The sequence below is a fragment of the Paenibacillus sp. FSL M8-0212 genome, from assembly GCF_038004645.1.
GTDB lineage: Bacteria > Bacillota > Bacilli > Paenibacillales > Paenibacillaceae > Paenibacillus.
This window is the reverse complement of record NZ_JBBORP010000001.1, coordinates 6,254,673-6,281,038: the sequence shown is the minus strand read 5'-3', so window position 1 is coordinate 6,281,038 and position 26,366 is coordinate 6,254,673. Positions and strand designations below refer to the sequence as shown.

Here is a 26,366-nt window from a genome sequence, read left to right as displayed (position 1 = left end):
TATTAAGGAGGTATGCAATCTTGAGCCTGTATCCTTATGAGAAAATGCTTGAACGGCAGGATCTCCTGGAGAGACTGGATATTCTAATGGTTTGGGGACATTATGAGATTCGTGTGATGCGATTTCATCTGACTTCTTTTCCAGCGGGCCGAGTTGTGGATTTCCATAATCATGCGGAGTTTGAGTTTCATTTTATCCCAAGAGGTAAAGGTAAAGTTATTCTCGATGATCAGACACATGCTCTCTCTGAAGGAATGCTGTATTTGACTGGACCGGGTGTCGTTCATTATCAGGAGGCGGATGCCAAAGAGGACATGGATGAACTATGTCTTCATGTGGATATTGTTCACAAGCCAAGAGAGCATGTCGATCCCTGGGAAGCCGCTGAATCCGAGGAAACGATTGAAAAGCTGAGAACGCTTCCGTTTACTCCGGTGAATGATTATCATCGGGCGATGTATTGTTTTTTGGAAGCCTACGAGGCATGTGATCAGAAATTGTTAGGTTATTATACATCGATCAAGCAACTGGTTATCAGCATATTACTCAAAACCGTGCGAGCATACGACACCGGGGGAAATCGACCGGAAGCCCCTGTCCGGGATATGTCGGTATATCGCTATGAGTATGCAGTGCAGTATATGGAAGCGAATCACCCTACCGTGGTCACGCTGGAGCATGTGGCAGAGAAACTTCATATCAGCAGCAGACAATTGCAGCGAATCTTCTACCAAGTACAGCCGGAGATGCCGTTCAGCCGTGTACTGGAGGATATTCGTCTGCGCGCCGTGTGCCGCAATCTGGAGGAAAGTAACGTATCCATTGAACAGATCGCTCTTGCTTCAGGATTCAATAATGCCAACTATTTGCATGCTGTATTTCGCAAACGATTGGGGATGACCCCGTCGGCTTTTCGCAAAATGAAACAACCAATACTTAAGTGAGGGTGAATATATATGAGTAAAGTATATCGTATCGGAATTATTGGCTGTGGGGGAATCGCGAATGGCAAACATCTGCCGAGTCTGAGTAAACTGGATAATGTTGAACTGGTGGCTTTCTGCGATATCGTTCAGGAACGTGCGGATGAAGCCAAACAGAAATATGGCACTACTGAAGCCGAAGTCTACACGGATTATCAGGAATTGCTCAAGGATGAGTCTTTGGATATTGTGCATGTGCTAACGCCGAATATTTCTCATGCCGAGATTTCCATTGCTGCTCTGGAGGCAGGCAAACACGTGATGTGTGAAAAGCCAATGGCGAAGACATCTGCTGAAGCACAGCTCATGCTGGAAGCGGCAGAACGTACCGGCAAGAAATTGACCATCGGATACAACAACCGTTTCAGAGAAGACAGTCAGTATTTGAAGAAGGTGTGCGAAGCGGGTGACCTGGGTAATATTTATTTTGCCAAAGCACATGCGATTAGACGTAGAGCAGTACCAACATGGGGTGTTTTCCTGGATGAGGAGAAACAAGGTGGCGGCCCGTTGATTGACATTGGTACGCACGCACTCGATCTGACGCTCTGGATGATGGATAACTATCAACCAAAAGTTGTGCTAGGTACGACCTATCATGAGCTTTCGCAACGTGAAAATGCGGCCAATGCCTGGGGCCCGTGGGACCCAAAACAATTCTCTGTAGAGGACTCGGCCTTCGGCATGATTGTGATGGAGAATGGCGCAACGATTATGCTGGAATCCAGTTGGGCACTGAACTCACTGGATGTGGATGAGGCGAAATGTAGCTTGAGTGGCAGCGAAGCGGGTGCGGATATGAAGAACGGACTGCGCATCAATGGCGAGAAATTCAGCCGTCTATACACGAATGAGATTGAACTGAGTGCAGGCGGGGTAGCTTTCTACGATGGTAAGAGCGAGAGCGCACCGGATGTTGAGATGAGAAAGTGGATTGAAGCGATTGAGAACGATCAGGAGCCGGTGGTCACACCGAAACAAGCACTGGTTGTATCTCAGATCCTGGAAGCACTTTATGAATCTGCTCGTACAGGCAAGGCTGTATATTTGAATAACGGTAATAAAGCATAGAACAGATCACAGAACCCTTTGTCCCGTTATTGGGACAGAGGGTTTTTGGTGTTTTGGCTACTAGCTGTTGGTCCATACCAGACTCTATTTCGGCACATATGATGAGAGAAAAATAAGCTGAAAAGAGGGTATGTCGTGACTAAACACAAAACGAGTCATGGTGTTTCCATTGTGGTATGTACCAATCGGCCGCAATTTTTTGAAAACATTCTGCAAAATTACAGTCGGCAGCATTACAAAAGCAAAGAACTGATCATTGTTCTGAATCATGACCGTATGAATCTGGCATTATACCAAAACCGGGTTCGGAATCTTGCCAATGTTCATGTATATCAAGTTCCTGAGAGCATTTCGCTAGGACAAAGCTTGAACGCTGGCATGACAAGGGCTCGCTTTTCGTTGATTGCGAAATTTGATGATGATGACTACTATTCGCCGTATTATTTGACAGAGCAGGTGAGAGAACTTAGACGGACCAAAAGTGATATTGTGGGCAAACATTCGTGCCTGGTCTACTTGGGTGCGTCCAAGACACTGTTGGTCAGATCTCCGGCTGAAAAAAATAAACCGGTTGAATTTGTACAAGGGGGCACTATTTTATTCAAAAGAGAGATCTTGAAAAAAGTCCGCTTCACGGACCGTTCCATAGGGGAAGATGTAACCTTCCTGAGACAATGCAGGAAAAGAGGATTCAAAGCGTACGCGACCTCTCCTTACAATTATGTCTATCACCGTAGACAGAACAAAAAAAGTCATACCTGGAGAGCGGATGATAGCTTTTACCTGGAGGGAAGCAAGAAACTTGCGGTTACAGAGGATTTCAGACCCTATGCTAATAAAAAGTTATAGAGGACAGAGTTAGATATATTAAACTAAACATTTACACAAAACGGAGAGGACAGAAATAACCTGAAGAAGCGGAGCGTTCGCCTTTATCTCCGGATTTACCCCTTTCAAAAAGGGATTCAATGAAATCCGGGGATAACAGCGATCGGAAGGTTATTCTGTCATCGTAGTGCCCGTGTGTCGTTAAATAACGAAAGCGAAGATGCATCTGCTGCGTTTAGATGCGTCTTTTTTGTGCCAAAATGCTTCAATTTGGAGGTGGTGAGAAAAAAATATGAATTTACTTGAAAAAAAGTATTGCATATAAGTTTAGTCGGAATTATATTAATGGTATAAGGTCTAGACCATATACAGATCGGAGTGTTTAGATGTCCAGTACGTTTTCATTTCGTTTTGAGAAAGTATCTACCAAAAAAGTTAGTGAATTCATTAGAGAACAACTGGAAGAAGCCATTATTTTGAAAGAATTAATGAGTGAAGAACAACTTCCAGCCGAGCGAGATCTGGCAGAGATTTTTAATGTAAGCCGCATTACGGTTCGTGAGGCACTCTCTTCACTGGAAGAGAAAGGTTTGATTGAGAAAAGGGTGGGTGCCAAAGGTGGAACGTTTGTACTGCCTCTGACAGCCAATTCGCATAAACGGACCAGAGAAGAAATTAAACGGGATTGGTCACAGATGCTGAAGGTGTTTGAATATCGAACCATCATCGAACCGGAGGGAGCTTTTCTCGCTGCTGAGCGGATCACCGCAGGCGAACTGGAGCTGCTTGAGGGTTACATGGAACAAAGTATAGAGCCAGACTGTACAAGGGAATGGTTCAGGGCGCTGGATGTAAAATTTCATCTGACCATCGCCAAGGCTTCGGGGAATCCATACTGCGAGAGAGCCGTCAGACAGATCCGGACCAAAATTAATCCGGCGCTCGACTTGATGCCTTATGATGACAGAATACGTACCGTCAATCACGGTGTACATATGGAGATTCTTGAAGCATTGAAAGCCCATGATAGCATCAAGTCTAAGGAGACGATGAAACGACATATCGAATTCTCGGCGGATGCAATCTATGCCCGTTTGGTTTCTGAATCGGACAAAAATGAAGGGAATGACAGCGAATGAATCGTTCAGAACTAATACAGCTGGCTCAGCCACTACAAGCCCAGTTAAGCGCCTGGCGCAGAGATTTGCATCGCCATCCGGAAATCGGCTACGAGGAGCATCGTACATCCGCTATCGTAGCTGAGCATCTCGAAAGCCTGGGGCTGGAAGTTACACGCAATGTGGGACAGACCGGGGTTACAGGTCTGCTTCGCGGAGAGACCGATGGACCAACCTTTGCCTTGCGCGCAGACATGGATGCTCTGCCAATTCAGGATCAAAAAGCGGTGGAATATCGCTCACAAGTAGAAGGCAAAGCGCATCTGTGTGGACATGACGCTCACACCTCCATCCTGATGGGGGCTGCCCAACTGCTTACAGGCCTTGGAAGACCGAAATCAGGCAACATCAAATTCATTTTCCAGCCAGCGGAAGAAGGACTTGCAGGGGCAAGAGCCATGATCCAGGATGGTGTTCTGGAGAATCCGAAGGTTGATGCCATCGCAGGATTACACATGACACCTGGACAGGACACGGGAACCTTGGGTGTAAGTCAGGGCGTTGCTTTTGCATCAGCTGATCCCTTGATTATCAAGGTGTTTGGCAAGGGTGGCCACGCAGCTCGTCCGCATGAGGGCATTGACGCAATCGCGGTATCCGCTCAGGTCATCACCGCTTTGCAAAATATCGTCAGTCGGATGGTCGATCCACTTGAACCCGCTGTAGTCACCATTGGCAAAATCACCGGAGGTTATATGGGAACAGCCATCGCCCCGGAAGTGGAGATGATCGGTACAGTTCGTACACTCTCACCTGCCATTCGTGAGCGGATGCCAGCTTTGATCGAGCAGGTTGTCAAAGGGGTCTGTGATTCTTTCGGAGCAGGATGCGAAGTCGTCTACGGCGATGGATACCCTGTTGTCGTGAATGATCTCGGCATGGTTGACCTGCTAACAGAGACCTGCAATCAGGTTAATGCGGAGAAAGGATGGAACTATATCAAACCTTCCACAGGGGGCGAGGATTTCGCTTTTTATTGTGAACAGATTCCGGGTGTGTTTTTCAGACTAGGATCTGGTAATGATGAGGAACGTACTCGTTATCCGCTCCACCATCCCATGTTTGATCTCGATGAGACAGCAATGCCATATGGTGTGGGCATGTTGTCTGCAGTAGCACTTGAATTTTTGGCAAGGAATACAACTTCTGAGGGGGAGCAATCACAATGAAAAAAAGACAATGGACAGGCTTATGGATCACGTTACTGGCAGTCGTAATGGTACTCAGCGCTTGCGGAGGAAAAACGACAAGCACGAATGATGGTTCCGCAACAGAAGGAACAGGCAGTGGAAGCGCAAGTACAACACTGACCGTTGCTGCGGCAACCGATATCGAGAGTTTTGATCCGCACAACAACAACAATACCTCTAGTGAGGCCGTTCTGGTCAACGTTTTTGATTATCTGATCAAAAATGACAGTGAACAGAAAAAAGTTGCGGGACTTGCGACATCATGGGATCAAGTCGATGATACAACGTGGAGATTTAAGCTGCGTGAAGGTGTTACCTTCCACAATGGCGATCCATTCACTTCAGCAGATGTAAAATACACGCTGGAGCGCGTAGCCAAGGACGAGACACTGAAACAAAACAGTTATTTCAAAAATATCGTAGAGGTTAAAGCTGTGGATGACTATACCGTAGATATTATCACGGATGGTCCAGATCCGTTGCTCCTGAATCGTCTGTCCAAAATGGGAGCAGGCATTCTGCCAGCAAAATATATTGCAGACAAAGGATTCGATGCTTTCCTGAAACAACCGGTAGGCACAGGCCCTTATAAATTCAGTAAATGGACCAAAGATGATCGTGTGGAACTGGTGAAAAACGAGAACTACTTCGACGGTGAACCAAAATGGAATGAAGTGGTGTTCCGCGTTATTCCTGAAGCCTCCACACGTGTATCCGAATTGCTTGCTGGTGGTGTAGATGTGGCGTCTTCCATTCCGTCCACGGACATTGCTCGGATCGAAGGCGAAGCAGACAAGAAGATTGTCAAAGCACCAATCCAACGTGTGCTTCAGTTGATCTTCCGTCAGACAGAAGGCAGCATCACGGCTGATCCGAAAGTACGTGAAGCGATTGACCTGGCTATCGACAAACAAGGAATCGTGGACAGCATTGCCGGCGGAGCAGGTATCGTAACCCGCACATCCGTAACGCCCGGCAACTTCGGTGCGGATCCTTCATTGTATAAAACATCACTTTACGATCAAGCAAAAGCAAAACAGTTGCTGCAAGAAGCTGGCTATGCGGAAGGTGAAGCCGAGATGACCATCTCCGTTTCCGCACAGTACAAAGAACAAGCTGAAGTTGTTGCAGCGATGCTGGAACAAGTCGGATTCAAAATCAATCTGGATGTCCTGGAAGCAAGTGCATTCAGTGAACGTTACAGCTCCAAATCATTCAAAGAAATCTTCATGATTGGTATTGGTAACTCCTTGTTCGATGCTTCGAACAACTACAATCGTTATATGTTGGAAGAAGCAAAAGGCGAGTCGGATTACAACAATCCTGAAGTAGAGAAACTGCTTCAATCGGCATTGGTGAACATGGACCCTGCGTCTCGTGAGAAAGAGTATCAGCAAGTACAACAGATCTTCTCTGAAGAACGCCCAGCGGTATATCTGTACCAAATGGAAGGTGTCTACGGAACAAATGCCAAAGTGAACTTCGCGCCACGCAGTGACGAGATGTTCTATGCTGACGAGATTACACCTGTTGCACAGTAACATCGGGTATAACAACCGGTCATTGAAAAGATAAGGCCGTGAACGGCAGGGACTGGATAACCATGTTCCTGCCGTTCTTTTTTAAAAGGGAGGTGAACAAGGAGTGGGCAAATACGTACTTAAGTCACTACTACAGATCATTCCGGTGCTGTTCATTGTTTCATTAATTGTGTTCATTTTGGTTCGAGTTACCGGTGATCCGGTTGCGCTAATGTTGCCTGAAACGGCTACCGCTGAAGATCGTGCTGTCTTGACGCAGGCACTTGGTTTGGACCAGCCTTTATATACGCAATACGTGAAGTTTCTGGGCAGTGCGATACAGGGAGACTTTGGTCAGTCTTTTCGCTACAATCAGCCTGCATTAGAGCTTGTGCTGGAGAGATTGCCTGCCAGTTTTGAACTGGCAGTAGCCGCGATGTTTTTTGCTGTACTTATGGCTGTACCACTTGGCGTCATTTCAGCTGTCAAACGAAATACGTTTACCGATCTCATTATTTCAGGAATATCCGTCATTGGTAAGGCGATGCCAAACTTCTGGATGGGGATTATGCTTATCCTCTTGTTCTCCGTCATGCTGGGCGTATTGCCGGTATCCGGACGCGGAGGATTGTCACATCTGATCTTGCCTGCATTCACGCTTGGCGTTGGACTGGCTGCGCAGATGACCCGGCTGATTCGCTCCAGCATGCTGGAGATTCTCAACCAGGACTATATTCGAACAGCCCGCAGCAAAGGGCTAGGCCGAATGGTTGTCATTGTAAAACATGCGTTTCGGAATGGACTAATTCCGGTCGTGACGATTATGAGTTTGCAGTTTACAAGTCTGATCGGGGGAACCTTGATTACGGAAACGGTATTCTCCTGGCCAGGACTGGGTCAATTGCTGGTCGTTGCAGTCAACACACATGATATGGCGATTGTACAGGCCGCGGTGTTTGTCATTGCCTTTATCGTTGTAGTAATTAACATCTTGACGGATGTAGCTTACAGGCTACTCGATCCGCGCATCAAATACGACTAGAAGGAGGTGCAATCATATGACAGGCAGCAATGAAATGCCAATTCCGGGTACAGAACAGGAACAAGACAATGGGCGTGCACCAACGGGATTTCGTTATATCTGGCAACAACTGATCATCAGCAAGACCGGAATGTTTGGTGCTGTGCTTGTATTGTTGGTTGTGTTAATTGCCATAGGTGCACCTCTATTGACGAGTCATGATCCGGCAGCGGTGAATCCGCTAAACCGACTAAAACCACCAGCATGGCTTGAGGGTGGAACGGCCGAATACTGGCTGGGTACCGATAATCTCGGCAGAGACATGTGGAGCCGTATTGTATACGGTGCCCGGGTTTCCTTAATCGTGGGTATGGGTGCCGTGATTGTGTCAGGAATCATTGGCGCGATTCTGGGGCTGGTATCCGGATTCTACGGGAAATGGCTGGATGCCGTCATCATGCGTGTAGGTGATGCATTCATGGCGATTCCAACCATCCTGTTCATGCTTGTTGTGATGGCGATTGTTGGCCCGGGTATTACAACGTTGATCTTTGTCATCGGAGTGACGAACTGGGTTCCATTCACCCGTGTGGTAAGAAGTGAGGTTCTCAGTATCAAAGAGCGTGATTTTGTTCATGCGGCCAGATCGATTGGCGCGAAGAATGGAAGATTGATTCTCAAACACATTCTGCCGAATATTCTTTCATCCTTTATCGTCATCTGCGGTATGAATGTGGGCACGACCATTATTATGGAAGCTTCACTCAGTTTCCTGGGTCTGGGTATCAAACCACCCGATGTATCCTGGGGAGGGATGCTTAGTGATGGCAGACAATACGTTGCAACAAGCTGGTGGGTCGCTACATTCCCGGGACTAGCCATTACATTTACCGTACTCGGTGTTATTTTCCTTGGAGATTGGCTGCGTGATGTGCTTGATCCACGTACGGAGACAACCCATAAATAAACGGAGAAGGGAGCCATCATTATGAATCATAGACCAATTATGCCGGAGGATCTGGTTCACTATCGTTGGATAAGTCAGCCGGTAGTTAGTCCGAACGGACGAGTGGCTTATGTGGAACAGACCATAGATCAGGATAAAAACGAATATAACACGCAAATTCGAGGAATTTCGCTCGATGGTGATGAAGATATTGCACTTTCGGATGGAACAAAGGATTCCTCACCTGCTTGGTCGCCGGATGGCACACAGCTCACATTCATTCGCTCAGTGGATGGGGGGAAAGGACTATGGACGCTCCATTCAGATCAAAAAGAGCCGGTCATGCTGATATCTCCCGCACGTAAAATATTGAGTTATATCTGGTCACCGAACGGGCAGTACATTGCGTTTACCAGCAAGGTGCAACCGGAGGACCAACAGAAGAAAGCAGATGTCCAACAGGAGCCAGCACCTGTGTTGCGAGGTAAAGTCTTCGAGCGCACAACGCCGAAGGCGGAAGGATCTGGCTGGTGGGATGGTCAATACAGCCATTTGTTTGTATATGGGATCAAAAGCGGGGAGATCACACAGGTGACTTCCGGGCTATGGAATATCAGTGCTCCGGCGTGGTCGCCAGATAGTCAGCAGCTTTCTTTCATATCCAAGCAAGTGGAAGATAAAGAGCTTGATGCAGATCTGCTGTACTTTACGGATATATACAGCGTTCAATTGGGAGAAAGTGATCTCTTCAAAGTGACAGATTCCAGTCTGGCGATAAACCAGTTCTCCTATTCATCTGATGGGCAGCAGCTGATCCTGATCGCCAGTGATCGTGAATATGGAAGCGGGAGCCACAACAGCTTATACGCTGTCCCCGTTCAGCGGGGTGTACCCAGGATAATTGCACCTCAATTAGATATGCAGATTGGTAACGCAGCACTGGGGGATATGAAGTCAGCAGGTGCATCACCTTCTCCTATCTCGGATGCCCATCATCCGAAGCGTGGTGTGTATGTACTTGGGACGCATAACGGGAATGTGGACGTGTATCGCATTCAAGATGATGGGAATTGTCAATCTGTGACAGGCGCTGGTGAAAAGGATGTGTATCAGTATACCTTAACACCAGATGGTTCGTCGCTGGTAATCGCTGCGTTGACTGCGGAACACCCTGGAGAGTTATATCGCGTGGATATCGACAGTGGAGAAAGGTTCAGACTCACCCGGCGAAATGATGAATTCATGGCTGAATTGGCTGTAAATGTGCCAGTTCGTGTAGAGTTTACATCCTCCGATGGATGGCCGCTTCAAGGTTGGTTAGCCACACCGGCAATACGTGATTCCAATGTGAAACTGCCACTGATTATGCAGATTCATGGCGGACCTCACGCGATGTATACAGGAACATACAGTCATGAGATGCAGACACTCGTTGCGCAAGGGTATGCAGTGTTGTGGATCAATCCTCGCGGAAGTATGGGATACGGTCAGGAGTTTGCCAGAGCTTGCCGTGGCGACTTTGCCGGAGGGGATTACCGGGATCTGATGGAAGCTGTTGATTATGCCTTGGCTACATACGATTTCCTTGATGCATCACGTCTGGGTGTGGCAGGTGGCAGTTATGGTGGAGTGATGACCAACTGGATTGTAGCGCATACCCACCGCTTCAAGGCGGCTGTAACTCAGCGATGCATCTCCAACTGGTTGTCCATGTATGGAACGAGTGATATCGGAATTTCCTATGTCGAGGGAGTCATTGGTGGTAATCCGGCGGAAAACGCTGAATTCCTGTGGTCCCGCTCACCTCTTGCCTATGCACATCACATTGAGACTCCACTTCTGATTATGCATGGAGAGCAGGATTATCGGACACCGATTGCGCAAGCGGAGGAATTATATACCACACTAAAACGATACGGCAAAAAGACCAAACTGATTCGTTATCCGGGTTCCAACCACAGTTTGCTGAAAAGCGGTAAACCTTCACTTCGGATTGATAGCTTCGAACAGGTGAATGCCTGGTTCAATCAGTACCTCGGGAATGATGAGGAGGGCGAGCAATGAGTCGAACTCAGCTGTCCATTCCTGTAGGGCTTCTTGTAGAGAATGTTCTGACAAGTGGGGAATCAAAAGAAGTGATTATTGAATGTTTACAACGTCGAGACTATTCCCGGTTGTTGCCTCTGGTTAAGGAATCCGCGATGGATTTTGATGAAAGACTACAGACAGCAGCTGATATCGGAGATGATTGGGAAAAGGCGATACTTCAGGGTTATGAGTTCAAGTTTTTGCATATTAACGGGTTGAAACGATTGCTCGATTTCCGGTTTGACCGTAAGGTGGATCGGGATTACGTTCAAGATGAACTGTCACTGAAGCATATTCGTCTGACCACACAAGAGATTGAACTGCTGCAATCGTTAATTGGCAGGCAATGGCTCGTGCAGGCAGAAGAAACAGAGGCAGCAGAAGAAGGCAGAACAGATAGTGAGTTATCTTCCTGCATTCCTGTCCATATTCAATTGAAGTTCCCATAGGATGACCAGAAGAAGCCGCGATGATCGCGGTTTTTTTGCTATGTACAGGTAGAAATGAGGATGACTGAATTCAAAAGTTGAAATTGGACTTCGTATGATTTATATTTATATTAAATGATATTATTTTCTATCAAAAATGCAGATGTAAAAAGGAGGACATGGGATGTCCATTCAAAATGTTTTGGGAAAAATTCAAATATCGGATGATGTGATCTCCAAAATTGTCGGCAAGATCGCGAATACTACCAGTGAGATTTCCTCCATGTCGACAGGACTTATAGAAGGGGTCACCAAAAAGTGGAGCGGCAAAAGTCTGCAAAATGGCATAGATATCCGCAAGGTAGAATCAAGACTGGAGATAAACTTAAAGGTTGTCGTTTGTTATGGAACAAAAGTGCATGAAGTCTGCAGGGAATTGCAAAACAATGTGAGACTGCATGTTGAACAGTTGACCGGATTAACAATTGATACGGTGAATGTGATCGTTGAGGGGTTATCATTCAACCAACCTGCTGCCAAGCTTTAATCCAATTTTAGCTACCTAGAGGAGTGACAGCGATGAATAAGATTTCCATAAAAAAAGCCAGTCCACAATCATTAGTCGGCGGGCAACTAAATCAGATGGCACTTGAATATATGGCCTATTCGCTTGCAGGTACCAAGGATAAAGGCATTATAGAGAAAACATTTAACAAGTTATGGCGTTCGAATCAGAACCGATTCAGTCACCAATATGCTTATGAAGCCAAAATGGGTAACCAAACGCTGGGCATGATCATGTGTTATCCGACCACTGTAATGAAAAAACTTGCTTTGCCAACGTTCTCCAAACTGTTTGAACTTCGTAAATGGAGCCTGATTAAGTATAATCTCCAACACTGGAAAGAGTTCTACTCCATGGTGACATTAAAAGAAGCGAAGAACGACGAGTACCACATCGGAACATTGGCTACGTTGCCTGAAAGCAGAGGACTTGGTGTAGGGACACAGCTCATTCAATTTGCAGAGGAGCAAGCTGTAACACAAGGACTGTGCAAATCTTCGCTTACGGTTAAAAAGGAAAATCTACTAGCTATTAAACTGTATGAACGTTTGGGGTATCAGAGAGTAGGGGAAATCAATAAACCTTCGCTATCCCTGTACCGAATGTCCAAAATACTGGTGTAGTGCATTCTAATACGAATAGGAAAAAGCAGCTAACTGGAGAGTTTCACATAAATAAGCCCACATTGGAACAGTTAAAAGTGTGTGCTTGAGGGGCGCTTTATGCGTCCCTTTTTTAGTTTTCAGATTTTTCTCACAAAAAAAGTAACTTGACTTTTGTATGGGTTTAAGCAGGTACTTGACAGGGGTGTGGTATAGTATAAAAAGTTCTTTTAATGAAGAAAGACGGAGAAATATACAATGTGGGGTGTAACCAGTGTATCAATATAAGGATCAGGAATATGAAGCAGTACATTTTGAGGGACGTGATCTGCGCTATGGAGAACTCATAAGTTGTGTTTTCAAGCAGTGTACATTTATGAACGCTTCTATGGAAGAGATTGAGACAAGTAACTGCCGTTTTATCGAGTGTGACTTCAAAGGGGCTTCCATGAATGGTTCGATTCATACGGAATCAGCTTTTGAAAACTGCACCTTTGGTGGTGCGAATCTATTTGCTTCCAAATTCAGTTCTTGCAAGATGACGGGATCGGACTTTTCAGGTGCGCAAATGGATGGGATTACACTAAGCCACGGCGATTGGTCTTACACGAATCTTAGACATACGCGTTTGGGTAAACAGGATCTGCGAGGAATTCGTTTCTTTGAGGCTGACTTTACGGACACGGATTTCACCAAAGCGGATTTGAGAGACTGTGATCTTACTCGAGTTGTATTAAGCAGAGCCAAGCTGCAAGGGGCCGATTTAAGAGGGGCTAACCTGGAAGGCATCGATCTGAAATCACTGGATATCAAAGGCGTACGTTTGGATCGCGAACAAGCGGTTCTGTTTGTACGCTCGTATGGTGCGAAAGTAGACTAAGTTGAGTTGAACATACACAGCATGAAGCCGCCCTTAAGGCGGCTTTTTTGAGTTTGAAGCTTTCCGATTCAAAGAAAATAGGCAGGAATAAGAGATCTAAACAAGAAGTAGTTAACATAAGTTTCAAATAAAAGGAGGTTATCATGACAGTCACATTAATTATTTTTGTTGCTGTTATTGTCTTTGGGCTTATAACAGGCACGATCACTACGATTATGGCATATAAACTGTTACGTAATAATAAAGAGAAACATCACCTTCGCAAGAGCATTCTGATGGACGGAATTCCAACAGAAGCAATAATTCATGATATTGTACAGACATCATCCAGCAGGGATGGAAGGCCTGGCGTGCGCTTGGATTTGACTGTAACCCAAGTTGACGGCCGCACCTTCCCAACAATTGTAGAGACTTATATTCCAATCACACATATTCCCCATTTTCAGAAAGGAAATGTCATTAATGTAAGATACATTGCGATGGGGAATGAACGAAAAGTTGAGGTAGAGGATGCCTACCTTCCGTGAGACAATCCCGATGAGTACATCATCAAAATTTATGTAGAGGTGTGTACGGCTGATAACACAAGCAAAAAACAGAATGGCTTGATTTAGGAGGATATTTTTTTGGAATTAATTAAAACATATGATGTGGATCTAAGTGAAGCCTGGTCAACTCTTCTTCAAGAATTACTTGTTACCAGTTTTCCAGAGGTTTATCCAACAGACAGATTGTTCTTTAAGCAAATACCACATGGCAGAGTGTTGGCATTTACCCCTGATAACCAATTAGTTGGGCATGTCGGACTGGATTACAGGATGATGAATTTAAATGGAACACCCATAAGAGTGCTGGGGATAATCGATTTGTGTGTTTCTCCGGCTGTTCGCTCTCAAGGAATCGCTTCTTTGTTAATATCCGAAGTGGAAAGGTTGGCCAAAGGGCGTGTTGATTTTGTCCTTTTATTTGCGGATCATGAGGAATTGTACAGCAAAAATGGATTCAAAACGGTAAGCAACACATGTAAGTGGTTGAAAATTGATCATGAAACCTTAACCACAGTTGGAGTTGGGACTGAAAAGGTAGAGGGGTTAATGATTAAAGAAGTGGGAAGCATGCCATGGGGTGAAGGGGAACTCGACTTTTTAGGATATTTATATTAATCCCTACGCGCCAATATGGGAGAAGGGTGCCTTGACCCATGTTGTATTCCATGTTAAGTTTTCTGTAATAAATTGTGAGCTTGTAAAGGGGTGGTAAAGTGATGACTGAATTAGAGGTTGTAGATGTTTATGTGAACCTGTCAACGAACATGAACAGTGGCATGGTTCACAATATAACTAATCAGAATCCGACACTTTGTCCTCCTATGCATAGATCTACTCGGCGCTAAATGATTTATCGCCAGGTTTCTTTATTGTATAAGCGAATCTAAATTCTGATTATGTTCAAATATTTAAAGTGAGGGAATCCATGCCATGTTCGATGGTGAAATCCCGTCAGTTTACTTTTATATTTCACATAAGAAGGATGATCTGTATGTCTTTAATTAACGTTACCAACCTGACCTTTGCCTATGATGGCAGTTACGATAACATATTTGAAAATGTTAGTTTTCAGTTGGACTCTGATTGGAAATTGGGTTTTACCGGAAGGAACGGCAGAGGTAAAACAACCTTCCTCAATCTGTTGCTCGGCAAATATGAGTACAGCGGACATATCTCTGCGAATGTTAGCTTTGAATATTTTCCTTTCCAGGTAGAGAATAAGGGAGCTATGACCGTCGATGTCATCGGCGAGATTCATCCTGAATATCTGCACTGGCAAGTTGTGCGCGAGCTTAACCTGTTGAAAGTGTCAGAAGATGTGTTGTATCGGCCTTTCGATACGTTATCCAACGGAGAACAAACAAAGGTGATGCTGGCTGCTTTGTTCCTGAAGGATAATCGGTTTCTGCTCATTGATGAACCTACCAATCATCTTGATCTTCATGCGAGACAAATTGTAGGTGATTATCTCCGCAGCAAGAGTGGATTTATTTTGGTATCTCACGATCGGGCGTTTCTGGATCACAGCGTGGACCATATCCTTTCCATCAATAAGAGTAACATCGAGATTCAGAAAGGCAATTTTTCCGCTTGGTGGGAAAATAAAAGAAGGCAAGATCAGTTTGAACTTGCGAGTAATGAGAAATTAATAAAGGATATCAAACGTTTATCCGATTCAGCCAAACGGACCGGTGGATGGTCGCATGAAGTTGAAAAAACCAAAAATGGTACGAGAAATTCCGGTTCCAAGGTGGATAAAGGATATATAGGGCACAAGGCTGCCAAAATGATGAAACGTTCCAAAAATATCGAACAAAGGCAGCAATCTGCGATTCAGGAGAAATCCAAACTTCTCAAAAATATCGAGAGTGCAGAACGTCTACAGATTCATCAGCTGGATTTTCACAAGCATGAACTTGTCGAATTGGAACATGTGTCGATCTCATACGGCTCCAATACGGTGTGTAAGGATGTCAGTATCACGGTTGAAAAAGGGGATCGTATATCCCTATACGGTAAAAATGGATCTGGAAAATCAAGCATTCTCAAACTGATCTGTGGTGAAGATATCCCTTATACAGGTCTTTTCCGTAAGGATCATCAGCTTAAAATCTCGTATGTGTCGCAGGACACGTCCGATCTCGGAGGATATTTATCTGAGTATGCGGCCACACAGGGGATTGATGAAAGTCTGTTTAAATCGATACTTCGAAAGTTGGATTTTTCCAGACTGCAATTGGAGAAAGATATCTCAACGTTTAGTGCAGGTCAAAAAAAGAAAGTGCTCATTGCCAAAAGTCTTAGTGAGAAAGCTCATCTGCACATTTGGGATGAACCACTCAACTTTGTAGATGTCATTTCACGTATGCAGATCGAAGACTTATTGCTGGAATACTCGCCAACCCTGCTTTTTGTAGAGCATGATCGTGAATTTTGTACAAATATTGCAACGAGAATCATCGAACTGTAAGTAACGGGAAAGATAACGATGCTAAGAGCCGCCAAATGGCGGCTTTTAGTTTTACTCGTGAGGAAGTATGCTATAATTTTATAGTCTAATCCAATCATATGATGGATGATCAGATCAATTGTTGAACTATACTCGCCAAGAGGTGTAATAGAATGAAAAAAGAAATGACTACAATCAAACAAACCAGGCTTCATTCCATTTTGGACGAGGCCACCAAGTTGCTGATTGAAAAACCGAATGCTTCCATGAATGAAATTGCAGAATCTGCAAAAATCGGGATCGCGACGTTACATCGATACGTGGAAAGCCGCGAACAGCTCATGGTTCATCTGGGATTACGCGCAATCGAGGTGGTCAGTGAGACCATGAAAGAAATTCAACTGGATGAAGAGCAATGTGAAAAATACATACCTGAGCTGATCGAGGCGCTTATTCCATTAGGCGACAAAATTTATTTTCTGGCTCATGACACCACCATTAACTATAATCCCGAGATTGAGGGAGCAGATCTGAAACTGAGAGAACCTGTATTGCACGCGGTCGGTCTGTTACAACAGAAAGGTTATTTCCGCTCCGATCTCGATAAAACCTGGATTGTCGATGTGCTGTATTCCATCATGTTCCTGACGTGGCAACAAGTTGTGAGTGGTCATATCGCGAGAAAAGCAGCCCCTGCACTTGTGGTGGATACGTTTTATCATGGATTTAAGCAGCGTTAGGTCAGGGCCTATCCAACGAAAAATATAGATTTTAATACGAAAGCACCTCCAAAGAATCAACCGTATCGTATGATACACAGACTCTTTGGGGGTGTTTTTTTTTGCGTTCACAACAGCGTTTCTCAGTGTGCAAGCTGCAAAGACTTGATTTTCTCACATATTCAAATATTAATAGAGTTCAGAATTTAAGATTTTCAGTTTACAAAAAATGATATAAATTTCTAGTAGATTCAAATCATTACCAAATAAAGACAAAATATTCAAACGAGGAGGCCGGACTGAACTACCTGCAATTATGCATTTCAAAATCAGCTCAAGTACTCATTCCATCAACCCAAATCAGGAGGGATTCCATGCTTTACACCATTATTGTGCCAGTCAACCAGGACTATAATATTTTGAACCTGTTCACAGATTCGTTGCTCCGGACGGTGAGCCCATCCACTCAGATTATTTTCATCAACGATGGTTCCGGCTCAGCAGTCTTTCAACATCTGGATAAACTGAAGCAAGAAGTAAGAGAAGGTGTGACCATCGAGATTCTTCAGCATGATTTTCCACTCGGTTGCGCCGTGTCGATTAATAGCGCACTGAGTCTAGCCAAGGGAGAGTACATTTTCTTCCTGGATTCGGACACCATTCTTCAACCGAACTGGCAACCGATGATGAAAGAGACACTGGATAGCGATATTACAATCGGCATGATTGGAGGGGTTCTGTTGTATCCGCAAACCGGAGGCGTGCAGCATTGCGGTATTGCTTTTGCGGACACCATCGGCCGACACCTGTTCCTGAACGCATCCCCTGATGATATACCGAAAGAAACCTTTTCTGTTCAACTGGTGGTGTTCGCCATGTTTGGCATGAAGCGGGAGGTGTATGAGACCATCGGGAACCTCGATGAGAAGTTCTTTAACGGATACGAGGACTTTGATTATCAGATGCGGGCACGAGCTGCGGGATACGATACGGTCATTAACCCGAATATTCAGGCGTATCACTGGGAACGCAGCAGCGGCATTCACCGCAACTTCAACCGCAAGAACAATCTGGCACGCTTCTGGAAAAAGTGGGGCGGTCAAATCGAGGCTGATGTGTGGCCTTTCGTTTTCAGTCATTTGAAAACACAGCTGGAAAGCCAAGGGGAATACCAGCATCTGCCGATTGTTGGCATTGACCTTGCCGAGGTTCGAAGTGATGCCGATACATTCTGGACTAAGCTGGAGGAAGCCGAATTTGCAAATGTAGCCGAAGTACGGGACTATTCAAACCGCTTTAATTCCAATGGGGCCATCTGGCTGCCACAGGTACTGGGCAAGGAACTGATTCATAGTGAGAACCGGTTACTGTTTTTGGTGGACAATTTCGCCCGTTTGCTGGAGAACCGCTACTGGATTGAGATGAGACATGCTCATCGAGCCAAGGATCTGATCATTGACCTGTATGGCAATGTGATCACAATGGATCGCATCTACGATGGATGCTGGCCTGGAACCAAAGTTCGGTAATTCACTCACAACGAAAATAAACAGGGAGGTACTTAAGGTGAAAGAAAAAGAGAGCACGCTCGATCGTGCCGTAAGATTTACCCGGAATCTGGAGTGGTTGGAACAAGTCGAAAAGGTAATTCCGAGCGGATGCAGCACTTTAGCCAAAGCACCTGAACGTTTATTTCCCGGGCATACACCCGTATGTTGTGCAGAGGCTTACAAATCCCGATTTACAGATATCGACGGGAATGAATGGCTGGATTGCGAGATGGCCATGGGTACGGCGTCTTGGGGCCATGCGAGGCATGAAGTCCAACTAACCGTCATTCACCAGCTGAAAAAAGGGACAAGCTTTTCTCTGCCTGCCGACATTGAGCTTGAATGCGCCGAGTTGATTTTGGAGCGGTTCGAGGGTCGTTATCCATCGCTTCGCTTTACCAAGAGTGGGGCCGATGCAGTGAGTGGAGCTGTACGTCTGGCTCGTGCTGCAAGTGGTAAGAGCAAGGTTATTGCGACGGCTTATCATGGGTGGCACGATTGGTCTGCCTACGGCTATTATGGTGGCCAGACGAAAGAACGTGGCATCCCGGTGGATATCGAGCGTTCAACGATCTGGGTCAACAAACCTACTGTGGAGCGAATTGAGGCCCAGATTACCTCATCTCCCGAGGATATCGCATGTATTGTTTTGTGCCCCAACGAGTGGAAAAGGGACGCGCTGGAGGAAGCCGTAAACCTGTGTCGCTCTCTGGACATCATTATCATATTCGATGAGGTAACTTCCGGTATTCGAATGGGCAAGCAGGCTACAGCAGGAGAATATGACATCTGGCCTGATCTGCTCTGTATCTCTAAAGGTATGGCCAACGGTTTACCGCTCGCAGCGGTTATGGGGCCTGAGCACTTGATGTCTTTGTCGGGACAGGTCAGATTCAGTAATGCCCATTCCAGCGAAACGACAGCGCTCGCGGCAGCCATTGCCTGTGAACGATTAATGAAAAATGCGAAAGTATGGCCGACCTGGCGTGATCCGGCAACCCGGATCATGGATCGTCTGGAATCCGAACTTGTGTTACTCGGATTGACGGATCAATTGGAAGTGAGAGGGACGTATGCAAGCTTCTGCATTCAATCCTTAGCTGAAGATAACTTCCAGACAGATCCTTTCCGCGAGTTCATGGTGAAGAGAATGGCTCACTTCGGCATTTTCACCAAGGGTTACTTTATTTTCTCCGATGCCCATACACGGGAAGAATTGTTGTGGGTCGAGGAAGCGCTGTTGCAGATCCTGTCAGACTGGAAAGAGATTCAGAAGCAGGAACATCTTCATGCGATGCAACTTTCGAAAACGTTTGAAGCTTAATCCATAGATCATAATTGAAAATCGACTAGGAGGAATTATTCAATGAAAGCACTCGTATATCAGGATCTAAAACAGGTGACTTACCAGGAGATTGAGGAGCCAACCATTCAAAAGCCAAACCAGGTAAAAATTAAAATCTATGGTTCCGGCATCTGCGGGACAGATCTGAACATTGTCAAAGGTAAAGTGCCGGCGAATAAAGGAACGATCATTGGTCATGAAGGCGTAGGCACAGTGGTTGAGGTGGGCGACGACGTTCGTGGTTTCAAGATCGGTGATCGGGTATTGGTTGATCCCACGCAATCTTGCGGTACCTGCTCATACTGCCGTGAGGGTCTGTTCATCTACTGCGAGAATTTTGATGATTATCAAGTAGGGATGACGACACACGGAACCTTTGCTGAATATTTTGTTGGGGACGAAAAGTATATCTATGCCATCCCGGATTCCATGAGTTGGGAAACGGCCATGATGATCGAACCACTGGGATGTGTACTTCAGACGTTCATGAAAGCAGGGACTAAGCCAAGTGACTCCGTACTGGTCCTCGGTTCGGGTGCAATCGGTTCCCTGTGTCAGCTTGTTAGCAAACGATTGGCAAGGCTTACTGTAGGCACGGAAGTTGATCCATACCGCAAAGAGTTCGCTTCAGGGATCGCGGATCATGTGTTCTATCCTCAGGATCTGACACTGGATAAAGTTTACGAGATCAATAATAACAAAAAGTTTGATATTGTAGTGGATGCGGTGGGGAACCAGCTTCATGTAGGGTTTGAGCTGATTGCCAAAGGCGGCAAAATTATTCCTATGGGATATGACGACAGCTATGAGGTAACGTTCAAATCAACAGCCGTCATTAATGATGGAATTAGTATCATCGGTGCAGTTGCTAATCACTCGATGATCAGTACGGCACTGAAATTTGCCCAAAGTATCCCCGAACTGGAACAGATGGTTACAGCCAAGGAACTGCTGAGTGATTATGAACAGGCCTTTAATGGAACGATTGGTTATGACATGCATACTGGAGAGAAATTGCCGATGAATTCGGTCAAAACAGCTCTTATCCTATAAGAGGTACTATAAGCATGTAGACATTGGCTGGTTCACCGCTGCGAAAAGTTGGAATTCGCAGCGGTGAAAACCGCAGAAGGAAGGGATATCGATTGAAATTGCTTCAAGATTTGCCGAAGAATCCACGCTACTCCATTTTACTCGAACCGGTATGGGCCATTCCGGGCACGATCGTTCTCTTCTACGCTCCTTTATATATGAAGGAAGCCGGACTTTCGGACATTGAAATCGGTTTAATCAATTCGGTGAATCTTTATTTTGCCTTTATCTTTCAATTGTTTGCGGGTTCCATCACAAATAAGCTGGGACGGAAACGAACAACGCTGATCTTTGATCTGCTTGCCTGGAGTGTTCCGATGTTCATCTGGGCTTTCTCCCAGAACTTCTGGCTGTTTCTAATCGCCTACTTGCTGAACGCAACCTCCAAGTTTGTAACGGTCGCTTTTAACTGTCTGATCATAGAGGATGTGGAGGAACACAAACGATCCAAAGTGTTTGCCATTCTCAACATGATTATTACAGGGGCTGGGGTTCTTACGCCGATTGCCGGAGTTGTCATTGCTGATTTTGGTATTGTACCAACACTGGCCAGCATTTACTTTGTCGGGGGCATCCTCATGACCGCCATGTTTTTCATTCGTAACCGATACACGGATGAGACCGAGGTCGGCAAGGAACTTATGGGATTGCATAGTAAAACCCGCGTGCTTCAAAGTTTGGGTTCCAGTCTGCGCCTGTTCGGCAAATCGTTCTACAAACGGAGACTTTTTCCGATTATTCTGATCACGGTGTTGTCCAATCTGATTTTGCAGCTGAACTTCTTTCAGGTCATTTTCTTCAAGGAACAGTTGAAATTTGATGATCGTGTCATTTCGTTTATCCCAGTAGTGACTGCGGTAACCGTCATGCTGCTCTATCTGGTCATCATTCCGCGACTGAAACGGCGTTCGGAAGAAAAGTATGTTGGTTTTTCCATCGTGCTTAGCACGGCTGGAGCCATTCTGTTTCTATTGATCCCTGTGGGGAATATAGGCATGCTGTTTCTCACGCTAATCGTGCTCGCTGCGGGTAACTTCATTTTGCAGACGTACCGGGATTCCCTGCTGATGAACCGATTGGGGACGCATGAGAAAGCCGACATGTTCTCGGCTGTGCAGACGGTCATGACGCTGACAGCCATTCCATCGGGATACCTGACGGGTTTGCTCTACCATCACAATCCAACACTGTTGTTCAGTGTCATTCTTGGTCTATATATCGTACTCATGGTCATCATGTTTTTCCTGCCAGATCCGCAAAAGCACTCCCAAGTGCTAGAACCTTACAAAAATATGTAGAAAAAGGGGTTTACTGTATTTGGAGCGAATATGTAGTACAGAAAAAAACTAGAACTACCTCAGAACATATTTTAACTTGGGAGGCTGCTAACAAATGACTAACGTAATGACAACAGAAGCACGAAAGCAATGGAGCTGGATGAACGAGCCCGAAAGCTGGTCCTTTACAGATCAGGGAGGTGTGCTGGTGGAAGCGAAGGCGGACACCGACTTTTTCCAGGACCCTGCGGGCAAGCACATTCGTGCAACTGCTCCTTTCTTGTTCATGCCTGTGCCTGGCGATTTTGAAATTACAACCCAATTAACCGTTGATATGAAAAATCAATATGATTCCGGATGTCTGATGGTGATGGCGGATGATCTTAACTGGTGCAAAATTTGTTTTGAGTATGATGGAAAAGTGCCTACCATCGTGTCGGTGGTGACACGTGATGGTTCATCCGATGATTGCAATTCGGTTGAAGTCTCCGTACCTAATCCTTATCTGCGTATACGCAAAGTAGAGGACTGCATATCATTCTTTTATTCACCCGATGGGGATGAGTGGAAACTAATTCGTTATTTCGGCATGCCGATACAAGGGGAACTTCGAGCTGGATTAGTTGTACAATCGCCAACTGGAACGGGCTGTACGTGTCACTTTTTATCTGTGAACGTTACTCATCCGGACTTGACCGCACGTTTCTAATCCGCTCCCCCGGCCGATCATTGGAGGGAGAACAGGTTCATGGTAAAAGCGTTTATATTTGATTTTGATGGACTCATTGTCGATACAGAGACACCTTGGTACTATGCATTTCGCGATATTTATGAAGAGCACGGAGTGGAACTTGGTCTGGAGCTATGGTCGAAAAATGTGGGGACATCCTTTGAGGAGTTTCATCCATTTCTATATCTGGAGCAGGCGCTCCAAAAAAAGATAGATCATGATCATATCAAACTTCTCTCTGAACAGAAATACGAAGTCTATTTGGGACAGGCTGCCATTCTTCCGGGGGTGTATGAATTGCTTCAGTCTGCGAGGGAGAAGGGGATTCAGCTTGCGGTTGCTTCCAGCTCCACACGGGACTGGGTGCATGGTTACTTGCAGAAGTTAGGCATTTTCGATTATTTTACAGTTGTTCATACATCTGAGGATGTGAAGCGAGTGAAACCGGACCCTGAACTGTACCTTCTTGCTCTCCAGAGTCTTGGGATCGAGGCTTCCGAAGCGATTGTGTTCGAAGATTCACCTAATGGCTTGAAGGCAGCCAATGCGGCAGGTATTCGTTGTATCATCGTGCCTAACGAGGTAACGCGTGGTCTGGAATTCGCCATGCATGAACTGCGGTTATCCTCGCTGGCCGAGATAGATATGGAGGCGCTCTAATCCAGATACTGCTTGCGTAGCTCGATAGGGGAGATCCCTTCGTATTTTTTGAACACTGACCCAAAGTAACTGGCACTGTTGAAACCAACGGCTTTGGCTATTTCATGAGCGGTTGTAGCGTCATTTTCGATGAGCATTTCCTTTGCTTTCAACAACCGATATCTCATGAGATACTCCAGTGGAGTCATTTGAAATTCTTTTTTGAATATCCGATTCAGGTGCTGCTCGGTAACATCCATCTGCTCAGCCAACATGGGGAGAGAAATATCCTGATGATAATTTTGTTTGATAAAAGTAATGAGTTCATCCAATCTTAATCGGGCATCAGAACGTTCGTAAGCACTATAGCGTTCACCTTCAATGGTTAATCTGACCAAAAGCATGTACAGTAATGTGGATACGTGCCAGATCTGATCCTTGTGCCGGGACTGCAGCGCCAACGTAATTTCACGCAACAGGATATGAAGCATTCCATCCGGCTTGAAGGCGCGCAGCTCCCCGATCTGCAAGGTATGCAAGAACCGTGGCAACAAATAGCCATTGAAAGACAGACAATCAAATCGTAATGAATCACTCAGATTGTGGTAACGGTAGGTGACCTCCGGAAACAAAATAAGAGCGGTCCCTTTTTTGATCGAAAATTCATGATTCTTTGCTGCGATTCGCCCTGTTCCTCCGATGCACTGTACAATGCTGTAATCCCGTGAATGGTCGCTCCAATTCATCAATTCATCAACGGTCAACTGGTTTTGCCCTGTAATCATGAGCGGCATATCGGTATCCAGCGGATTCCCCATGCTAGGTTTCGGCATCGTCGTGTTATTCCTCTTTTCGTTAAAGGATCATGTGCGTAAGTGGCGTGGTTACAGAGTTAAAAGAAACCTAGAAAGAATTATATTACATAAATGGAATAATTTTAATTGAATGACGGGTGATATATAAAACGTTTTCATATAAATGTTTCAACAATTATTTCTTTGATGAATGAGTATGAACAGGGGTCTGATCAGCCTCTATTTATGGACCTTAAAGTACGCCTGCCTTGCCAACAGAATGCGAAACGTTATACGCTATAACGAATGAGTGATTAAAGAAAGGAATGCAAACATGAAGAAAGTCATCGTAGTCGGATCGGGTATTCTGGGGGCATCAACAGCCTATCAATTAGCCAAACATGGCGCAGAGGTCATCATCATAGACCGAAAAGATATAGGACAGGCAACGGATGCAGCTGCTGGTATCATCTGTCCATGGCTGTCACAGCGACGTAATCAGGACTGGTATCAGCTCGCCAAGGCTGGTGCGCGGTTCTATCCTGGCATCATAGCGGAGCTTGAGGGTGAAGGAGAAACGGAAACCGGATATGCTCAAGTGGGTGCGCTCAGTATTCATACGGATGTGGACAAAATCAACAAGATGGAAGAGCGGGCCCATCTTCGCAAAGCAGATGCACCGGAGATTGGCGACATCACACCTCTGGATGTAAAAGAAACCCATGAACGTTTTCCATTGCTGGATGAACGTTATCAGTCGGTACATATCAGCGGTGCTGCACGTATAGATGGAAGGGCGCTGCGTGATGCCTTAATCCGGTCTGCACAGCGAAATGGAGCGGAAGTGATTCATGGAGACGCCACGCTTCAATTCGAAGCAAATCGGGTCGTTGGTGTGAGTGTTAATGATCGGAGTTTCCTGGCAGATGAAGTCGTTGTCTGTGCAGGTGCATGGGCCAACGAACTGCTGAAGCCGCTCGGGTTACACTTTAAAGTGCATTATCAAAAGGCACAAATTATGCATCTACATGTCACGGATGGGGAGGATACAGGCCGCTGGCCTGTGATCATGCCACCTTCTGACCAATATCTCTTGGCCTTTGATCAACAGAAGATTGTGATTGGAGCCACTCATGAAAATGATGTGGAGGGTTATGATACAAGAGTAACTGCAGGAGGCATGCAGGAAGTTTTGAATAAAGGTCTGGAACTGGCGCCGGGGCTAACAAATAGCACATTCCAGGAAGTAAGAGTTGGGTTCCGTCCGTTCACGCCAGGCTTTCTGCCAGTAATGGGGGCTGTCCCAGGCTGGGAAGGTCTGATTACCGCGAATGGACTTGGAGCCTCTGGATTGACCATGGGTCCTTTTATCGGGAGTCAACTGGCGAAACTAGCTCTTGGCATGGAGCTGGATATCGATATTGAGCCCTATGCTGTTGGCAAAGCAATGGATGAAATTAAAAGAGGTGAGTCATGACATATTCACAACGTTTATCCGATGGAGCGAATTCGTCCGACATCATATATCTGGAACATCAGATCGGTACGACTAAAGAAGAACTGCGCATAGCTTTAGAGAAACAAGAAACATACAAAAGCGAATTGTCGGAATTGTCGTCATCACCAATCGGTAAAGCATCGAAAGAGGGTTCGGACGAGCAAGTCTTAATGGAGAAGGCAAGCCAAACGCAGAACTTGATTGAAACCTTGTCTGCACAGCTGGATCAGCTACAGGAAGCATTGGCGAAACTAGGCGATTGATCGGTTCGTATCGCTGATCTCTCTGGAACAGCGACAGAATAATATACGATACGTATAAAACGAAAACCCCTTATATTAAGGGGTTTTTCTGATTTAGTTCAAATGGTTTATATCAATAAATGAACGAGTGGTATAAAATGGAATCAGGTGCTGAACTGTCAA

General features: G+C 45.5%; 26 protein-coding genes. 25 read left to right on the top strand and 1 reads right to left on the bottom strand.

Annotation, left to right across the window (positions count from 1 at the left end; all coding sequences use genetic code 11):
- The first annotated feature begins 20 nt into the window (after positions 1-20).
- From MKX68_RS27455 to MKX68_RS27345, 23 genes are all read left to right on the top strand, one after another.
- The gene (locus MKX68_RS27455) at positions 21-944 is read left to right on the top strand and encodes an AraC family transcriptional regulator (protein WP_340914907.1); all 924 of its coding nucleotides are present in this window, start codon (positions 21-23) and stop codon (positions 942-944) included.
- 12 nt (positions 945-956) lie between these two features.
- A complete protein-coding gene (locus MKX68_RS27450; protein WP_340914905.1) occupies positions 957-2,054 on the top strand; it encodes a Gfo/Idh/MocA family protein in 1,098 nt (365 codons plus the stop codon).
- A gap of 135 nt (positions 2,055-2,189) precedes the next feature.
- The gene (locus MKX68_RS27445; protein ID WP_340914903.1) at positions 2,190-2,903 is read left to right on the top strand and encodes a glycosyltransferase; all 714 of its coding nucleotides are present in this window, start codon (positions 2,190-2,192) and stop codon (positions 2,901-2,903) included.
- Positions 2,904-3,268: 365 nt separating this feature from the next.
- Entirely contained in the window at positions 3,269-4,021 is a 753-nt protein-coding gene (locus tag MKX68_RS27440) for a FadR/GntR family transcriptional regulator (protein ID WP_036670784.1), read from the top strand.
- Entirely contained in the window at positions 4,018-5,229 is a 1,212-nt protein-coding gene (locus MKX68_RS27435; RefSeq protein WP_340914899.1) for a M20 metallopeptidase family protein, read from the top strand. Before MKX68_RS27440 ends, MKX68_RS27435 begins: the two co-directional genes overlap by 4 nt.
- Positions 5,226-6,791: an ABC transporter substrate-binding protein gene (locus tag MKX68_RS27430; protein ID WP_340914897.1), complete on the top strand. Its 1,566-nt coding sequence runs from the start codon at positions 5,226-5,228 to the stop codon at positions 6,789-6,791. Before MKX68_RS27435 ends, MKX68_RS27430 begins: the two co-directional genes overlap by 4 nt.
- A 103-nt stretch (positions 6,792-6,894) precedes the next feature.
- Entirely contained in the window at positions 6,895-7,812 is a 918-nt protein-coding gene (locus tag MKX68_RS27425) for an ABC transporter permease (protein WP_017688654.1), read from the top strand.
- Positions 7,813-7,828: 16 nt separating this feature from the next.
- On the top strand, positions 7,829-8,758 hold the full coding sequence (locus tag MKX68_RS27420) for an ABC transporter permease (RefSeq protein WP_091030896.1): 930 nt from the start codon (positions 7,829-7,831) through the stop codon (positions 8,756-8,758).
- A 21-nt stretch (positions 8,759-8,779) separates the two neighbouring features.
- On the top strand, positions 8,780-10,801 hold the full coding sequence (locus MKX68_RS27415; RefSeq protein WP_340914893.1) for a S9 family peptidase: 2,022 nt from the start codon (positions 8,780-8,782) through the stop codon (positions 10,799-10,801).
- The gene (locus tag MKX68_RS27410) at positions 10,798-11,274 is read left to right on the top strand and encodes a hypothetical protein (RefSeq protein WP_340914892.1); all 477 of its coding nucleotides are present in this window, start codon (positions 10,798-10,800) and stop codon (positions 11,272-11,274) included. Before MKX68_RS27415 ends, MKX68_RS27410 begins: the two co-directional genes overlap by 4 nt.
- 163 nt (positions 11,275-11,437) lie before the next feature.
- Positions 11,438-11,800: an Asp23/Gls24 family envelope stress response protein gene (locus MKX68_RS27405; protein WP_340914890.1), complete on the top strand. Its 363-nt coding sequence runs from the start codon at positions 11,438-11,440 to the stop codon at positions 11,798-11,800.
- Positions 11,801-11,832: 32 nt separating this feature from the next.
- Complete coding sequence (locus MKX68_RS27400) at positions 11,833-12,441, top strand: GNAT family N-acetyltransferase (RefSeq protein WP_340914889.1); 609 nt, start codon at positions 11,833-11,835, stop codon at positions 12,439-12,441.
- 253 nt (positions 12,442-12,694) lie between these two features.
- On the top strand, positions 12,695-13,300 hold the full coding sequence (locus tag MKX68_RS27395) for a pentapeptide repeat-containing protein (protein WP_036608249.1): 606 nt from the start codon (positions 12,695-12,697) through the stop codon (positions 13,298-13,300).
- Between the two features lie 143 nt (positions 13,301-13,443).
- On the top strand, positions 13,444-13,827 hold the full coding sequence (locus MKX68_RS27390) for a hypothetical protein (RefSeq protein WP_340914885.1): 384 nt from the start codon (positions 13,444-13,446) through the stop codon (positions 13,825-13,827).
- A 99-nt stretch (positions 13,828-13,926) separates the two neighbouring features.
- Positions 13,927-14,463 carry a GNAT family N-acetyltransferase gene (locus MKX68_RS27385; RefSeq protein ID WP_340914883.1) on the top strand — a complete coding sequence of 179 codons (537 nt, stop codon included), beginning with the start codon at positions 13,927-13,929 and terminating at the stop codon, positions 14,461-14,463.
- Positions 14,464-14,839: 376 nt separating this feature from the next.
- On the top strand, positions 14,840-16,318 hold the full coding sequence (locus MKX68_RS27380) for an Lsa family ABC-F type ribosomal protection protein (protein WP_340914881.1): 1,479 nt from the start codon (positions 14,840-14,842) through the stop codon (positions 16,316-16,318).
- Positions 16,319-16,470: 152 nt separating this feature from the next.
- Entirely contained in the window at positions 16,471-17,037 is a 567-nt protein-coding gene (locus tag MKX68_RS27375) for a TetR/AcrR family transcriptional regulator (RefSeq protein ID WP_338594503.1), read from the top strand.
- A 353-nt stretch (positions 17,038-17,390) separates the two neighbouring features.
- Positions 17,391-18,545 (top strand): glycosyltransferase family 2 protein, encoded by a 1,155-nt coding sequence (locus MKX68_RS27370; RefSeq protein WP_133384653.1) that lies wholly within the window; start codon positions 17,391-17,393, stop codon positions 18,543-18,545.
- A 37-nt stretch (positions 18,546-18,582) separates the two neighbouring features.
- A complete protein-coding gene (locus MKX68_RS27365; protein WP_340914879.1) occupies positions 18,583-19,890 on the top strand; it encodes an aminotransferase class III-fold pyridoxal phosphate-dependent enzyme in 1,308 nt (435 codons plus the stop codon).
- A gap of 42 nt (positions 19,891-19,932) precedes the next feature.
- Positions 19,933-20,964: a zinc-dependent alcohol dehydrogenase gene (locus tag MKX68_RS27360; protein WP_036608226.1), complete on the top strand. Its 1,032-nt coding sequence runs from the start codon at positions 19,933-19,935 to the stop codon at positions 20,962-20,964.
- Positions 20,965-21,056: 92 nt separating this feature from the next.
- Positions 21,057-22,301 carry an MFS transporter gene (locus tag MKX68_RS27355; RefSeq protein ID WP_091030860.1) on the top strand — a complete coding sequence of 415 codons (1,245 nt, stop codon included), beginning with the start codon at positions 21,057-21,059 and terminating at the stop codon, positions 22,299-22,301.
- 94 nt (positions 22,302-22,395) lie between these two features.
- Entirely contained in the window at positions 22,396-22,989 is a 594-nt protein-coding gene (locus MKX68_RS27350; protein ID WP_340914876.1) for a DUF1349 domain-containing protein, read from the top strand.
- A gap of 39 nt (positions 22,990-23,028) precedes the next feature.
- Positions 23,029-23,670 carry an HAD family hydrolase gene (locus MKX68_RS27345; RefSeq protein ID WP_127548321.1) on the top strand — a complete coding sequence of 214 codons (642 nt, stop codon included), beginning with the start codon at positions 23,029-23,031 and terminating at the stop codon, positions 23,668-23,670.
- Here the strand turns inward: MKX68_RS27345 and MKX68_RS27340 are convergent.
- The gene (locus MKX68_RS27340; RefSeq protein ID WP_340914874.1) at positions 23,667-24,482 is read right to left on the bottom strand and encodes an AraC family transcriptional regulator; all 816 of its coding nucleotides are present in this window, start codon (positions 24,480-24,482) and stop codon (positions 23,667-23,669) included. The two genes, MKX68_RS27345 and MKX68_RS27340, sit on opposite strands and share 4 nt — an antisense overlap.
- 295 nt (positions 24,483-24,777) lie before the next feature.
- On the opposite strand from MKX68_RS27340, the gene MKX68_RS27335 reads away from it, so the two are divergent.
- On the top strand, positions 24,778-25,920 hold the full coding sequence (locus MKX68_RS27335) for an NAD(P)/FAD-dependent oxidoreductase (protein ID WP_340914872.1): 1,143 nt from the start codon (positions 24,778-24,780) through the stop codon (positions 25,918-25,920).
- Positions 25,917-26,204 carry a hypothetical protein gene (locus MKX68_RS27330; protein ID WP_340914870.1) on the top strand — a complete coding sequence of 96 codons (288 nt, stop codon included), beginning with the start codon at positions 25,917-25,919 and terminating at the stop codon, positions 26,202-26,204. The genes MKX68_RS27335 and MKX68_RS27330 overlap by 4 nt, the downstream gene beginning before the upstream one ends.
- Positions 26,205-26,366: the final 162 nt, after the last annotated feature.